A 14,698-nucleotide genomic window follows, 5' to 3' on the forward strand; every position below is an offset into this window, starting at 1 on the left:
CCAGCACAGTGTCAGCTCTCGAGGAAGATTACGCTCGACACCATGAGGTTGCCGTGTGCCAGCTCACCATGGGGTAATCGTCCCTGTTCACCGAAGGTAAAGGGCGTGATGAAGGGGATCTCACCCAGCCTCTGACTGAATTGACTGACGATGTCCCCCAGCCTGTCCCCCAGTGCCAGCCGACAACCGGCACAAAACACCACCAGGGCGCCAAAGGGGCGCATATTGCTCGCCATGCCATATTCAGGCTCGATATTCACCGCATTCAGGCTGCGCTGCAACAACCCTTCCTGGCTGCTGTACATGAGCAGCAGCCGCTCTCCCAGTCGGGTTTCGGTAAAGAGGCGCAGCCCCTCCCGCGCCGTCACCGCCTCGGGATGGGAGAGCTTGTAGTAGGGCAGGTCATCGAGCATGCCGACCTGACGGGCCAGTGGCGAGAGCGTCGTCTCCCTGAGGATGGGACCCACTGGCCAGGGCGTCGCACGCTCGGTCCAGCGACCATAGACCCGGGCCGCCGGCTCGTGATCGATGGTCAGCACCTCCCGCCCGTCTATCCCGGTAATGATGCCGCGACACTCGGTGGGTACATAGCCTGAATGAAACTGGAACGCCAGTTGGCAATCGGGGTAAAGCACCGCCAACACGCACCCTTGTGATCCCTCCCCTTCGTCCCAGCACAGCTGCCACTGCCCGGCCACGCCGTCGTCTGCCGCCGACCCGCCGACGACGGGAACGGTCGCGCCAAACTCGGCGTCGATCCCCGCGAGCACAACCTCCTCCAGCCCCGGGCTGGTGTGCAGCAACACGAGCTGCGGCAGCTCTCCCGGTCGGCCACCATCGGCGATGGCGCGGCGCAGCAATGCCCGCACATCCGGTTGATCCCCCATCTGGCCAGCCACGCCATAGGCCCCCTTGTCATCATAAAGGGCGGCGACCGACAGGCTCCAGCCATGCCGACCATGATGGCCATCCTGGGTCAGGATACCGCCGCAGGAGCTGCAACCGATCAGCCGGGTATCGGGAAAACGTGCCTTGAGCGCACGGCGCAGTTCCGCCGCCTCGTGTGCTTGGGTAAAATAGACCAGCAACAGCGATGGAACATGGGATGACTGGGCATGCAACCGCTCTGTAACTTGTTGGGCGGCCAGTGGGGTCGTCTCGGCAAGCGAGTGAGCCGTCAGGAAGTTCAACATCGTCTCCTAGGGGTACGGGATGCTGGCATCAAGCAAAAATCATACCCTTATCAAACAATTACCTGGCCATGGAGACTAGAATGGTGCTCACTGGCATCCCACGGGATCACTGCATGTGGCAAAAAAATATCAATGACTTCGACCGGGTCGTCGCCATCGGCGGCGGGCACGGTATGGGCCGGGTGCTCTCTTCCCTGTCGTTCTTGGGATCCCGGCTGACGGGCATCGTCACCACCACGGATGATGGCGGCTCCACCGGACGCCTGCGCAAAAGCCAGGAGTGCATCGCCTGGGGGGATCTGCGCAACTGCCTCAACCAGCTGGTGACCACCCCCAGCATCGGTAGCCAGCTGTTCGAGCACCGCTTTACCGGCCGCGGCGAGCTGGCGGGCCACAACCTCGGCAACCTGATGCTGCTGGCCCTCGACAACCTCTGCGTGCGCCCCCTGGATGCCATCCGGCTCATCAGCGACATGCTGGAAATTGAACCCAATCTGCTGCCCATGTCCGAGCATCCCACCGATCTGTGCGCCCACACCGTCTGTGGCGATCAGATCCTGGGAGAGGTCTCCATCGATCAGCTCACCACGCCGCCACGGGCCCTGAGCCTGAAACCGGTCGTGCCCGCCACGCGCGAAGCAGTCGAGGCGCTGAGCCAGGCCGACATGATCATCCTGGGGCCGGGCAGCTTCCTCACCTCCATCATGCCTCCTCTGCTGCTGCGCGAAATTGCGGAGGCGATCCGCAGCAGCCGCGCCATCGTCGTGTTCATCAGCAATCTGGTGGACGAAGAGGGTCCGGCAGGCCAGTTGTCACTGTCCAGTCAACATCGTTGGCTGGAAGAGCGGATAGGCAGCGGCCGGATCGATGCCATTCTGGCTCCCGAGGGCCCCCAGGTACCCGAGCTGCAGCACTGCCTCGTTCGGGCCGAGCTGGGTGAAGCGGCCCTCCCCCACCGCCACGACCGCCTCAAGCTGCGGCTGGCACTCGACACCGTGATCCTGAGCAGGCTTGGCGAGCGCGACATGGCGGGCTGATGCCCTTCTGGATCAGTGAAACTGGGCCAGATGGGTGAAGACCTGGGGCAGGGAGTGCTCCAGCTCAGCCAGCAGTCTGCCGGCCTCTTGCTCATCTTCCCGGCGACAGGCGGACTCCAGATCCATCACCTGCTGATAGCTGGGTTTGGCGCCATAGCTGCCACAGGACGATTTCATGCTGTGGGCAAGACGCGCCAGGGCTGACCAGTCCCGCTGCTCAAAAAGCGGTCTTAATTGGGCCAACTGCTCGCCTACCTCTTCGACAAACACCGAGATGACGACCGGCATCATCTCGTGACCGATATCATCTGCCAGTTGTCGCAGCACTTTCTGATCCAGCCACTCCATCTTCTCTTCCCTATGATGGTATTCAAACAGACCACAATATAGCGGACCCACAGCCCCGCTGTCACCCGTCCTTCGGGCATGCCCGTATCGCTCCGGATGCTCTTGCGACACCAGAATGTGAGCAGCTTCAAGTTATCGGTATGTCAGTCAGAATGGAGAGAGATAAAGGTTGTCACAAAATTAACATTAAAGTAACAATGCAACCCATGAGAATGATGCGGCTCAGCAACACCTCTCTCATCCCTTTTTGCCTGTATGGCTGCTGCGAAGAACCAGGGTAGACATCTGCCCTGGTATTTTTTTATTTCTGGTTCAACAAGTTGGCTGCATTGCCATATTCCAGCTCACCCAGCCTGAACAGGCAGAACTCCCCGGGCACCATCTTCACCCAATTCTCGTTGCCGGTGAGCGGCCGGGTGGCGATCAGGGTCACCACATCGTTCGGCGTCGTTTCACTCTGAAAGTCGATGGCCACATCCTCATCCAGCAGACGGGCTTCGCCAAAGGGAGCCCTGCGCGTCAACCAGTAAAGGTTGTTGCTGCAATAGGTCATCACGAACTCTCCGTCCGACAGCAGCATGTTGAACACCCCGAGCCCGCGCAGCTCGTCGCACAGGGTCGCGAGGTAACGGAACATGGCGGGGAAATTTGCCGGCCGTTTGGGGTACTTGTGCTCCAGCCTGTCGAGCAGCCAGCAGAAGGCGTGCTCGCTGTCGGTGTCGCCTACCGGGCGGTGCCGCCCCGTGGGCAGCCTCTTGTAACCGGTCAACTGGCCATTGTGGGCAAAGGTCCAGTAACGGCCCCACAGTTCTCGGGTAAATGGGTGGGTGTTTTCCAGGGAGACACACCCCCGGTTCGCCTGCCGGATATGGCTGACCACGGCACGGCTCTTGATGGGCAGTGCCTGGACCAGCTTGGCGATGGGAGACTGGGCACTGGGTTCGGGATCCTTGAAGGTGCGAAAACCCCGCCCCTCATAGAAGGTGATCCCCCAGCCATCCTTGTGGGGACCGGTCTTGCCGCCCCGCAGCATCAGCCCGGTAAAGCTGAAGCAGATGTCGGTCGGCACATTGGCACTCATGCCGAGCAGTTCGCACATATACCATCCACTCCCTGAATGTCTTGACTCTGGTTTCGTCAATCAACCGTCACGGCTGGACGAGAGGGCCGGAATGGTCTCCCATCCCCCCCTCTCAATCCCGGATCGTTGATTACTTGGCCATCTCTTTTTCAACCAGCTGGATCAGGATGTGGATCACCTTGATGTGCACTTCCTGGATACGGTCGGCATAACCGAAGTGCGGCACACGGATCTCCACATCGGCCAGACCAGCCATCTTGCCGCCGTCCTTGCCGGTCAGGGCAATCACCTTCATCCCTTTGGCACGGGCCGCCTCGATGGCTTTGAGGATGTTGCCGGAGTTGCCGCTGGTGGAGATGCCGAGCAGCACGTCACCACGACGGCCGACGGCCTCCACATAGCGAGAGAAGACATAGTCATAGCCAAAGTCGTTGGAGACGCAGGAGAGGTGGCTGGGATCGGAGATGGCGATGCCGGCATAGCCTGGGCGGTTCTCGCGGTACCGACCGGTCAGCTCCTCGGCAAAGTGCATGGCATCGCAGTGGGAGCCGCCGTTGCCGCAGGAGAGTACCTTGCCTTCCTGCTTGAAGGAGTCGGCGAGCAGCCTGGCCGCCGCCTCGATGTTTTTCAGATTTTGCTCATCTGCCAGGAACGCCTGAAGCACGCTGGCAGCCTCGGTCAACTCGTTGCGGATCAGTTCTTGGTACATGGTTCTTGAAATCTCGTCGTCCAACATAGGGTGGCGGCATTGTCGCACAAGCCAGTCCAATCGTCGCCCCCCGCCCGCCAAGATGGGGCGGGCAGCACGTTATGCCGATCACAGAGCCAAGGTAACGGGCTTGTAAACAGCTTGATAAGTTTGTGCGTATGAATTACAACAGGGGCCACATCCAACAGGTCAGACCTCTGGATCAGTTAACGCCAATTTCCCAACCTCGGCAATTCATGCAAGGAGCAAACAATGACGACGACCCTCACTCTGCTCGGGGTGATCCTGGTGATCGGCGCCATGGCCTATCGCCGTGCGTCCCTGTTCACCGCCACGCTTGCCACGGCCGCCGCCCTGGTCGCCGGCACCTTCTATGGCCATGTGCCCCTGCTGGTGTGGGCGCTGTTCGCGGTGATAGCCCTGCCCCTCAATCTGGTGGAGTTTCGCCGCAACCAGCTGACCAAGCCGCTGTTCAAGATCTACAAGTCCATCATGCCGGAGATGTCCCGAACCGAGAAGGAAGCCATCGAAGCGGGGACGACCTGGTGGGAAGCGGATCTGTTTGCCGGCAACCCGGACTGGAAGAAGCTGCACGCCATTCCGGTCAGCACGCTGTCTGCCGAAGAGCAGGCCTTCATGGACGGTCCGGTTGAAGAAGTGTGCCGCATGGTCAACGACTGGGAAGTGACCCACGAGCGTGCCGATCTCTCTCCCGAGGTGTGGCAATACCTGAAGGACAACAAGTTCTTCGCCATGATCATCAAGAAGAAATATGGCGGGCTGGAGTTCTCCGCCTACGCCCAGTCCTGCGTGCTGCAAAAGCTGTGCGGCGCCAGCGCCGTGCTCGCCTCCACCGTCGGCGTGCCCAACTCCTTAGGGCCGGGTGAGCTGCTGCAACACTACGGTACTGACGAGCAGAAGGATTACTACCTGCCCCGTCTGGCTGTCGGCAAGGAGATCCCCTGTTTCGCCCTGACCAGTCCGGAAGCGGGTTCTGATGCGGGCTCGATTCCCGACTTCGGCATCGTCTGCAAAGGCGAGTGGGAAGGGGAAGAGGTGCTCGGCATGCGCCTGACCTGGAACAAGCGCTACATTACCCTGGCTCCCATCGCCACCGTACTCGGCCTCGCCTTCAAGCTGCGTGACCCTGACCACCTGCTGGGTGAGGAAGAAGAGCTCGGCATCACCTGCGCCCTCATTCCGACCCACATCAAGGGAGTCGATATCGGTCGTCGCCACTTCCCGCTCAACGTGCCGTTCCAGAACGGCCCGACCCACGGCCAAGACGTGTTTGTACCGCTCGACTTCATCATCGGCGGTCCGGCTATGGCCGGTCAGGGCTGGCGTATGCTGGTGGAGTGTCTCTCCGTCGGTCGCGGCATCACCCTGCCTTCCAACAGCACGGGCGGCGTCAAGATGCTGGCCCTGGCCACCGGTGCCTACAGCCGCATCCGTCGCCAGTTCAAGCTGCCGATTGGCAAGATGGAAGGGATTGAAGAGCCGCTGGCACGCCTGGGTGGCAACGCCTACATCATGGGCGCCGCCGCCAAACTGACGGTCACCGGCATCGATCTCGGTGAAAAACCCTCGGTCATCTCCGCCATCGTCAAGTACCACCTCACCGACCGCGCCCAGAAGTGCATCATCGATGCAATGGACATCCATGGCGGCAAGGCCATCTGCATGGGGCCGAACAACTATCTGGCCCGTGGTTATCAGGGTGCGCCCATCGCCGTGACCGTCGAAGGAGCCAATATCCTGACCCGCAGCATGATCATTTACGGTCAGGGAGCCATCCGTTGCCACCCCTACGTGTTGCCGGAGATGCTGGCCGCCAGCCACCCCGACAAAGAGCAGGCGCTGAAAGATTTCGACAAGGCGATGTTCAGCCACGTGGGCTTTGCCATCAGCAACCTGGTGCGCAGCTTCTGGCTGGGGCTGACCGGTGCCCGCTTCGCCGCCGCGCCCTACAAGGATCAGACCAAGGGCTACTATCAGCAGCTCTCTCGCCTCTCCGCCAACCTGGCCTTCCTGTCAGACATGGCGATGGGCACCCTGGGTGGCGAGCTCAAGCGCAAGGAGCGGGTCTCTGCCCGCCTTGGCGATGTGCTGAGCCAGCTCTATCTGGCCTCCAGCGCCCTCAAGCGCTATCAGGATGAAGGACGCCAGCAGGCCGACCTGCCGCTGCTGCACTGGGCACTGCAAGACGCCCTGTTCAAGGCTCAGGAAGCGATCGACGAGTTGCTGCGCAACTTCCCGAATCGCTGGATTGGTCTGGCCCTGCGCGCCATCGTGCTACCCCTTGGTCGCGACCTGAAGCGTCCCTCCGACAAGCTCGACAGCCAGGTAGCCCGCCTGCTCCAGGTGCCAAGTGCCACTCGCAGCCGTCTGGCCGAGGGCCAATATCTGACGCGCGAGGAGGGCAACCCCTTCGGGCTGCTGGAACAGGCGCTGGACGATGTGCTGACCGCAGAGCCGCTGTTTGACAAGGTGTGCAAAGCCGAAGGGAGCAAACGCCCCTTCACCCAGCTCGACAAGGTGGCAGAGGCGGGCCTGAGCCTCGGTGTCATCAACCAGGCCGAAGCGGACCTGCTGCGGCGCGCCGAGGAGAGTCGCCTTCGCACCATCAACGTCGATGACTTCGATCCCGTCGACCTGGTGGCCAACAAGGCACTGTTTGAAGCCTCCGCCTATCACAGGGCAGCTTGATGCCTCTGATGCCAGAACGCCTCCCTTGTGGAGGCGTTTTTCATGAAAGGGCTGGTGGATGGCATCCGATACGAAGAAAGAGAAACCGACTGGATCATATTTTGGATATCAATCCGTTTCCTATATTGAATGAAGCGGTTAAGGTAAGCACAGGATCACACACAGGATTGCATAATGGATGATCAAATCCTGATTATTGATGATGAAGATCTTCCCCAATCAGCACCGCGTCCCGCCGGCTGGAAGGTGATGATAGTGGACGATGAACCCGAAGTGCATCGCATCACCAAAATCACCCTGAACAAGTTTGAATTCGACGGCAAGCCGATCGATTTTCTGCACGCCTACTCTGCGGCTGAAGCCAAAGCCTTGCTCGCCCTCACCCCGGATGTCGCCCTGCTGCTGCTCGACGTCGTCATGGAGGTCGATCATGCTGGTCTCGAGGTGGTCAAGTTCGTGCGTGACGAGCTGCAAAACAAGATGGTACGCATCGTGCTGCGAACCGGTCAGCCCGGCCAGGCCCCGGAAGATGACGTGGTGACCAACTACGACATCAACGACTACAAGGACAAGACCGAACTTACCTCCCAGAAACTGCGCACCCTGTTGCGCGCCAGCCTGCGTTCTTATCGGGACATCCGAACCCTTGAGAGCAATCGACAGGGGCTGGAGAAGGTCATCGAGGCGTCCAAGGGGATCTTCGAGCAGCGTGCCCTGCGCCAGTTCGTCGAAGGAGCCCAGACCCAGCTCAGCGCCCTGCTCAATCTGGAAGAGTCCCAGATTTACGATGTGAAGCACCTGGCGTATGAGGTGCGGGATCAGGTGCTCGAGCCTCTGCTCAGCGATGGTCCCATGCTGCGCCTCGTCGATGCGCCGGAAATACTGCGCTGTGCCATGGCCAAGGGAGCCAATGTCTACGATGGCAACCAGATGGTGCTCTATTGCCAGAATGCCCGTCACCACCTGCTGTTCCACATCGAGACCACTCGCCCGCTCAGCCAGATGGATACCGGGCTGCTGAGCCTGTTCACCGAAAACATCATAGTGGCGCTGGAGAATATCCGGCTCAACGAGGTGATCGGTGACAACCAGCGAGAGATCATCTATCGCATCGGCGAGCTGGTGGAGAGCCGCTCGAAGGAGTCTGGCTTGCACGTCAAGCGGGTGGCCCTCTACACCGAATTGTTCTGCAAGCTGCTCGGCATGAATGAGGACAGGTGCGAGCTCATCAAGCGTGCCTCTCCCCTGCACGACATCGGCAAGGTGGGGATCCCGGACGCCATCTTGCACAAACCGGGCAAACTCACTCCCGAGGAGTGGGAGATCATGAAAACCCACGCCCAGCTTGGGCAGGACATGCTCTCCGGCAGTGACCTGGCCCTGTTCCAGATAGGCGCCACCATCGCGGGCAACCATCACGAGAAGTGGAATGGCAGCGGCTATCCCCGCGGATTGAAGGGAGAGGACATTCCGCTGGAAGGACGCATCGTCGCCCTGGCGGATGTGTTCGATGCCCTGGGCTCGGATCGTTGCTACAAGCAGGCCTGGCCGCTGGATCAGGTGCTGGCGCTGATCAAGGAGGAGAAAGGAGAGCACTTCGACCCCCTCCTGGTGGACCTGATGCTGGCCAATCTGGAGAAGTTCCTCGATATTCGCGAGCAGTACAAAGACATCTATATCGGCGCTCACTGATATCGGGTTCACCCCATCCACTTGCGACCATGAAGAAGCCGCCCATTTGGCGGCTTCTTTGCAATGTGCGCGGAATTATTGCTCCGGCAGATTGAGATCCAGTTTGGGGGTTGCTGGCGTCTCTTCAAGTTGCGCCTTCTGCGCCGCCATCGCCTTGTGTAGGGTGCGGCGCTTTTGCAGCAGAATGAAACCACCGGCCCCCAGCAAGAGCAGCAACACGCCACCTCCCCCCAGCGCCCAGGGCAGCCAGACCAGACTCTCCCGCTCCTCGAACCGGTCGGGGGTGGCGGCGGATGCGGGCATGGCCGCAGAGGGGGCGGGAGGGGGGGGAGGCGGTGCTATGGTGAACGACTTGGCCGGCAATTGCAGTTGCACCTCGCGACCGAGCCGGGTTGTTCCAAAGAGGGTGGCCTCCACCTTGTACTGCCCTGCCGCCTTGAGGGCGGAGAGATCCACGCCAAAACGCGGCGCTGTCGCCACCTCGTTGAACGTCATGCTACTGCTGCCGCCGTCGATGGCCTTGCCCTGGATGACCACGGAGGCGGGATCCAGTTCATCCACATCGATGACGAGAGATAGCTTGGCTCCCCCCTCCCCGGAGGGGGGATTCAGGGAATAGCTGACCGGCCAGGGGTAGAGCAGCACCTGCTGTGACTGGGCTCGTGAGAAGACCTCATTGCCGGTGCTGAAGAGGGCTCGATATTTTCCCGCAGGGACGTCCAGTACTGCCTCGGCGGTCAAGATACCGTCCCCCGGCACTTCGTCCACCCCCTTGCCATCATCCATGTAGCGTCCCAGGGTCTCCTCGAACACGGGATCCCCGCTCTGGCTGGCATCATTGAACTGCTGCAGCTTGACGGTCATGCCCAGATCGGTGAGGTAGTAACCCGCCCCAGGCGCCGCGCCATCGATCAGCAGACGGGATTGCAGTTTGACACGCTCACCCTGATAGAGGCGGGCCGGCAGCGGCTCGCTCTCGACCTGGATGTTGGTGAGCAGGCGCACCCGATTGTCGGGGTCCACCTCCCCGATCGCCTGCCAAGGGCCGGGCATGGGGTCGCGGATGGTGATGAGATCCTGATCCTTGAGGGGCAACCAGCCCACGTCGGGCGGCTTGACCTTGCCCACATAGAGCTTGCTGCCATCGGGTCGCACCAGGATCACCGAGGGCGTCCCCGGCTTGCGCTTGATGATGAAGGTGATCTCCTTCACGCCGTAATCGATGCGAAAGCGGTTGTCGAGCAGAGGAATGTCGGAAGGCGCAAACACCTCGTTGGCCGCGGCCGGGAGGGAGGCCAGCAGCAGCAGCCCCCAAAGCGATCTCATTGCCGCCACAGGCAGGCACCTCCTTTTTTCTGTACCAGATCCAGCCTCGCTTCATGGACAGCCGCCACCTCGTCGCTCGCGCGCACCACCCTGAGCGGCGGGCGATTACTCTCCAGACGACGAATGCCGGTATCCTGGCTGGTCTCGCTCTCGCTGGTTTCGCTCGCGAGATTGAGTTTGGTCTGGCCACCCGTCATCAGGAGGTAGACGTCCGCCAGGATCTCCGCATCGAGCAAGGCGCCGTGCAGGGTACGGTGAGAGTTGTCGATGCCGTAGCGATCGCACAACACGTCCAGGTTGTTGCGCTTGCCCGGGAAGAGATCCCGCGCCATCGCCAGGGTATCCGTGATGCCGCAGATATCCGCCGTCTTGAAGTTCAGACCGAGCTTGCTGAACTCATAGTCCATGAAGCTCACGTCAAAGGGGGCGTTGTGGGCGATGAGCTCGGCGCCGCGAATGAACTCGATGAAATCGTCCGCTATCTGGCTAAAAGAGGGCTTGTCCGCCAGGAAGGCATCCGTGATGCCGTGCACGGCGATGGCCTCGGGGTCCACCAGCCGATCCGGCTTGATGTAGACGTGGAAATGGTTGCCGGTGAGTTTGCGGTTGATCACCTCCACACAGCCGATCTCGATGATGCGGTGCCCAAGATAAACGGGGCCGCCCGCGGTGTTCATGCCGGTGGTTTCGGTATCCAGAATGATCTGGCGATTCAGTTGGGGTGTGCTCATGATCAAATCCATGTCAAACTTCGGTTTTACTCGCTAGTTTACCCCAAGCCTCTCGCTAAAACAGATTGATTGCTCATGTTGAAACAGATTGATTTATTCACGGATGGCTCCTGCTTAGGCAACCCGGGCCCCGGCGGCTATGGTGCCGTCATGGTCTATGGCAAGCATCGCAAGGAGATCTCCGCCGGTTTTCGATTGACCACCAATAACCGGATGGAGCTGATGGCTGCCATCATGGGGCTGCGGACCCTGAACGAACCCTGCCAGGTGCGGCTCACCACCGACAGCCAGTATGTGCGCCAGGGGATCACCCAATGGATCATCGGCTGGAAGAAGAAGGGCTGGATGACCGCCAACCGCCAGCCGGTCAAGAACGTCGATCTCTGGCAGGCCCTGGATGCGGAAGTGGCCCGTCACCAGATCGAATGGCTCTGGGTGAAAGGACACTCGGGCCACCCGGAAAACGAACGCTGTGACGAGCTGGCCCGTGAGGCCGCCAGCGGCAAGCAGCTTGCCGAAGACAGCGGCTACCAGCCCTGATGCCTGCTAGCCGCCCTGGCGCGCCATGCCTGGCGCGGCCATCGACTCCGGCAGCCGCCAGCGGCGACGCACCGGTGTCACGGGGAAACGCCGCTTGCGGGCGGCAATCACGTAAACAGACGCCAGGGAGCGGCAATAGTCCCGCCCCAGACTCTCCCGCCACCAGCCGATCTTGCTCTGCCTGCCCATGAAGGAGAAACCGAACCGCTCGTCGAACATCACCTCGCAGCCGAGCAATTGCAGCCAGTCGGTCACCCGTGCGGGCGTGAACATGCGGGCAGACCAGGGCAGATGCCGCCGCATGAAGGGCAGATAGTGACCCAGCCCCACCAGGCTGAGCGGGTTGTAACCGCTGACAATGAGCCAGCCATCGTCGGTCAGCACCCGTTCTGCCTCCCGCAGCACCTGATGAGGATCCGGCGAGAAATCGAGGCAGTGAGCCAGCAGGCAGGCATCCACGCTCCCCGATCGCACCGGCAAGGCGAGCGGATCCCCCTGGATGTCCAGCAGCCGTCCGCCGGGGGCGACACCGATTTGATGGCGAATGGTGGAACAACCGCAGGAGAGTTCGGCGCTCAGGGCTCCTATCTTGAGCAAGTGATAGCCAAAGAGGTGGGGGCACCAGTTGTCGAGGCGCTCCTGAAGCTCGGCGGCCACCCAGTCCCCCATGGGCAGTGCGGACCAACTGGTCGGAAGCGCGATCTGTTGTTCGGTACGTGCCAGTTGCATAATGGGACCAACTCGGGGGCGAATGCCATCCAGTTATATAAGATCCCTTCCTTAAAGAGAACACAAGAGACCTCGACCCATGTATACCGTCATCACAGTTCCCGCCTTCAGCGACAACTACATCTGGTTGATCCGTCATGAAAATCACTGCCTGGTCGTCGATCCGGGCGAGGCCGCTCCCGTGCTGGAGCGGCTGGCTGGGCTGGATCTGGTGCTGGATGCCATCCTCCTGACCCATCACCATCGCGATCACGTCGGGGGCGTATCCGAGCTGCTGCAACACTTCCCCCACGCTCGCCTCTATGGTCCCAAGCATGACCCCATGCCGGACCATCACGGCCAGTGGCTCGACGACGGGGATCAGATCAACTGGCATGGCCTGAGTCTGGATGTCCTCCATGTGCCCGGTCATACCCTGGGGCACATCGCCTATTACGGCCAGGGCATGCTGTTTTGTGGCGATACCCTCTTCAGCGCCGGTTGCGGCCGTCTGTTCGAAGGGACCCCGGCACAGATGCACACTTCCCTGCAACGGCTCGCGGCACTGCCCGATGAGACCCTCCTTTATTGTGCCCATGAATACACGCTCTCCAACCTGCGTTTCGCCCATGCGGTCGAGCCCGACAACCTGGCGATCCAGCGGCAGATCGGCGTGATCAGCAAACTGCGTCAGCAGGGCCTCCCGAGTCTCCCCTCCCGGCTGGGAGATGAGCGGAATTTCAATGTTTTTCTGCGCTGCGAGCAGGACTCGGTAAAATTTTCTGCTGAGAAATACGCCCTTAAATGCTTGGAAAATCCAGAGGATACCTTCGCTGTGCTGCGGGCCTGGAAGGACGTTTTTTGAACAAACCTTGATCAGGGGGGCATTGCCCCTTATGATGCGAGCTGTTTTTCCACAGATGACCTGAGCGAGATGAAGCTACGAACGGCCTTATTGGCAGCGCTGTTTCTCAGCGGCTGTCAAAACCTGAGCCATCAGGATGACCGGGCGGTAACGGCAATCGAGCCGATCAAATCCCCCCAAGTCAGCAAGAAAACGTACAAAAAACACTCTTCGCGGATGCTGTTCGGCGACGAACAGATAGAAGAGCTGGATGACACTGATAACCTGTGGGTGCGTATCAGCGATGATATGCAGCTGGACTCGCACGATAATGCCCGGGTTCGCCAACAGCGTGATTGGTTGTTGCGCAATGATAAGCATATGGCGACCATTGCCAGCCGGGCTGAGCCCTACCTGTATCTGATGGTAGAGGAAATCGAACGGCGTGAGCTGCCAATGGAGCTTATTACCATCCCCATGATCGAGAGCATGTTCGATCCCAATGCCCGCTCCCGCAGCAATGCGGTCGGTCTTTGGCAGTTCGTTCCTGCAACCGGCAAGAATTTCGGCCTGCGCCACGACAACTGGTACGACGGTCGACGCGATGTCCTTGCATCCACCAATGCCGCACTGGATTACCTGGAGTACCTGAACCGGTTCTTCGACGGTGACTGGCTGCAGACCCTGGCCGCTTACAATGCCGGTGAAGGTCGGGTGCGCAACGCCATCACCCGCAACGAGCGGGCTGGTCGTCCGACCGACTACTGGTCGCTGGACCTGCCCCGCGAAACCCGGATGTATGTGCCCAAGATCCTGGCCATGGCCGACATGATCCGCAATGCGGACAAATACAATGTCACCCTGCCGGTGCTGGCCAACAAGCCGCAATTGCGAACCATCAATACCGGTGGCCAGATTGACTTGAACGTGGCCGCCCAGCTGGCTGGCGTTTCCGCCTCCCAGCTCAAGGCGCTCAATCCTGCGCTCAAGCGTGGCATGACCTCGCCGCAGGGCCCTTACAACCTGCTGGTCCCCGTCGAGTACGCCGACACCCTGGAGCTGGCTCTGGCCGATCTGCCCCAGCGTGAACGTACCCGTGGTGTGCGCTCCTATCAGGTCACCAGTGGTGATACGCTGTCACGGATCGCCCAGAATCACGGGGTGACCGTGCAACAGCTCAAGCTGGCCAACAACATGCGCGGCAACAACCTGCGCCGTGGCCAGAGCCTGATCATCCCCAATAGCGGGCGCGCAACCCAGGTTGCCCAGAGCAAACCGCAGCAGCTCGCCAGCCGCAGTGGTGGCAAGGTGAACTATCAGGTGCGCTCCGGTGACAACCTGTGGAGCATCAGCCAGGCACACGGGGTCACCCACGCCGACCTGGCCAAGTGGAACGGCCTGAACGCCAAATCAGCCCTCAAGCCTGGCATGAAGCTGGTGGTCTGGCCCAAGCAGGGCAAGAGCAGCAACAAGTCCATGGTCTATCAGGTGCGCCGCGGAGATTCCCTCTCCTCCATCGCAGCCCGCTTCCAGGTCGCCGTCAACGATGTGATGCGCTGGAACCAGCTCGGCAAGAGTGACTATCTCAAGCCGGGTCAGGAGTTGACCCTGTTCGTGAAGAACAACAGCTGATCGCTCGTCGCAATCCAAAAAATACCCCGCTTGATGCGCAATGCTGATCAGTTAAGGATCCATTGACCGATCCTTCTGCTGTAGGACAATCCGGAACCAATCACTGGTTCCGGATTTTTTATGTCTATTGCAAACGATCTGAACGATG

Annotated in this window: 14 protein-coding genes; 6 read left to right on the forward strand and 8 right to left on the reverse strand. The window is 60.5% G+C overall.

The features are described 5' to 3' along the window. Nucleotides 1–11: 11 nt before the first annotated feature. Nucleotides 12–1,193, reverse strand: a complete 1,182-nt coding sequence (locus PG883_RS10660) for an FIST signal transduction protein (protein WP_041201554.1) — start codon at nucleotides 1,191–1,193, stop codon at nucleotides 12–14. Between the two features lie 113 nt (nucleotides 1,194–1,306). Here PG883_RS10660 and PG883_RS10665 point away from each other — a divergent pair, with 113 nt between their 5' ends. After that, on the forward strand, nucleotides 1,307–2,230 hold the full coding sequence (locus PG883_RS10665) for a gluconeogenesis factor YvcK family protein (RefSeq protein WP_029314269.1): 924 nt from the start codon (nucleotides 1,307–1,309) through the stop codon (nucleotides 2,228–2,230). A 12-nt stretch (nucleotides 2,231–2,242) separates the two neighbouring features. Here PG883_RS10665 and PG883_RS10670 read toward each other — a convergent pair whose 3' ends face one another. The 3 genes from PG883_RS10670 to lpcA form a co-directional block, all read right to left on the reverse strand. Further along, complete coding sequence (locus PG883_RS10670; protein ID WP_010674144.1) at nucleotides 2,243–2,578, reverse strand: Hpt domain-containing protein; 336 nt, start codon at nucleotides 2,576–2,578, stop codon at nucleotides 2,243–2,245. A gap of 301 nt (nucleotides 2,579–2,879) precedes the next feature. Beyond that, nucleotides 2,880–3,677 (reverse strand): class II glutamine amidotransferase, encoded by a 798-nt coding sequence (locus PG883_RS10675; protein ID WP_010674143.1) that lies wholly within the window; start codon nucleotides 3,675–3,677, stop codon nucleotides 2,880–2,882. A 112-nt stretch (nucleotides 3,678–3,789) separates the two neighbouring features. Continuing rightward, nucleotides 3,790–4,368 carry a D-sedoheptulose 7-phosphate isomerase gene (gene lpcA / locus PG883_RS10680; protein ID WP_010674142.1) on the reverse strand — a complete coding sequence of 193 codons (579 nt, stop codon included), beginning with the start codon at nucleotides 4,366–4,368 and terminating at the stop codon, nucleotides 3,790–3,792. A gap of 252 nt (nucleotides 4,369–4,620) precedes the next feature. Between lpcA and fadE the strand changes: the two genes are divergently transcribed. Further along, nucleotides 4,621–7,077, forward strand: a complete 2,457-nt coding sequence (fadE, locus tag PG883_RS10685) for an acyl-CoA dehydrogenase FadE (protein ID WP_201896637.1) — start codon at nucleotides 4,621–4,623, stop codon at nucleotides 7,075–7,077. A 174-nt stretch (nucleotides 7,078–7,251) separates the two neighbouring features. Continuing rightward, nucleotides 7,252–8,769: an HD domain-containing phosphohydrolase gene (locus PG883_RS10690; RefSeq protein WP_039038835.1), complete on the forward strand. Its 1,518-nt coding sequence runs from the start codon at nucleotides 7,252–7,254 to the stop codon at nucleotides 8,767–8,769. A gap of 75 nt (nucleotides 8,770–8,844) precedes the next feature. Here the strand turns inward: PG883_RS10690 and PG883_RS10695 are convergent, their stop codons facing one another. Continuing rightward, nucleotides 8,845–10,095 (reverse strand): TIGR03503 family protein, encoded by a 1,251-nt coding sequence (locus tag PG883_RS10695; protein WP_201896644.1) that lies wholly within the window; start codon nucleotides 10,093–10,095, stop codon nucleotides 8,845–8,847. After that, a complete protein-coding gene (dnaQ, locus tag PG883_RS10700; protein ID WP_041212726.1) occupies nucleotides 10,092–10,826 on the reverse strand; it encodes a DNA polymerase III subunit epsilon in 735 nt (244 codons plus the stop codon). The genes PG883_RS10695 and dnaQ overlap by 4 nt, the downstream gene beginning before the upstream one ends. A 75-nt stretch (nucleotides 10,827–10,901) precedes the next feature. Here dnaQ and rnhA point away from each other — a divergent pair, with 75 nt between their 5' ends. After that, complete coding sequence (gene rnhA, locus PG883_RS10705) at nucleotides 10,902–11,366, forward strand: ribonuclease HI (protein WP_010674138.1); 465 nt, start codon at nucleotides 10,902–10,904, stop codon at nucleotides 11,364–11,366. Nucleotides 11,367–11,372: 6 nt separating this feature from the next. Here rnhA and PG883_RS10710 read toward each other — a convergent pair whose 3' ends face one another. After that, entirely contained in the window at nucleotides 11,373–12,095 is a 723-nt protein-coding gene (locus PG883_RS10710) for a class I SAM-dependent methyltransferase (RefSeq protein WP_010674137.1), read from the reverse strand. Between the two features lie 79 nt (nucleotides 12,096–12,174). Between PG883_RS10710 and gloB the strand changes: the two genes are divergently transcribed. Continuing rightward, nucleotides 12,175–12,939, forward strand: coding sequence for a hydroxyacylglutathione hydrolase (gloB, locus tag PG883_RS10715; RefSeq protein WP_182935505.1), 765 nt, complete (start codon nucleotides 12,175–12,177; stop codon nucleotides 12,937–12,939). 87 nt (nucleotides 12,940–13,026) lie between these two features. Here the strand turns inward: gloB and PG883_RS10720 are convergent, their stop codons facing one another. Beyond that, a complete protein-coding gene (locus PG883_RS10720; protein WP_010674135.1) occupies nucleotides 13,027–13,299 on the reverse strand; it encodes a hypothetical protein in 273 nt (90 codons plus the stop codon). Between PG883_RS10720 and PG883_RS10725 the strand changes: the two genes are divergently transcribed. Next, a complete protein-coding gene (locus tag PG883_RS10725; protein WP_223925372.1) occupies nucleotides 13,300–14,550 on the forward strand; it encodes a LysM peptidoglycan-binding domain-containing protein in 1,251 nt (416 codons plus the stop codon). Nucleotides 14,551–14,698 lie beyond the last annotated feature (148 nt).

The organism is Aeromonas sp. QDB25, from assembly GCF_027707725.1.
In the GTDB taxonomy this organism is placed as follows: Bacteria; Pseudomonadota; Gammaproteobacteria; order Enterobacterales; family Aeromonadaceae; genus Aeromonas; species Aeromonas caviae.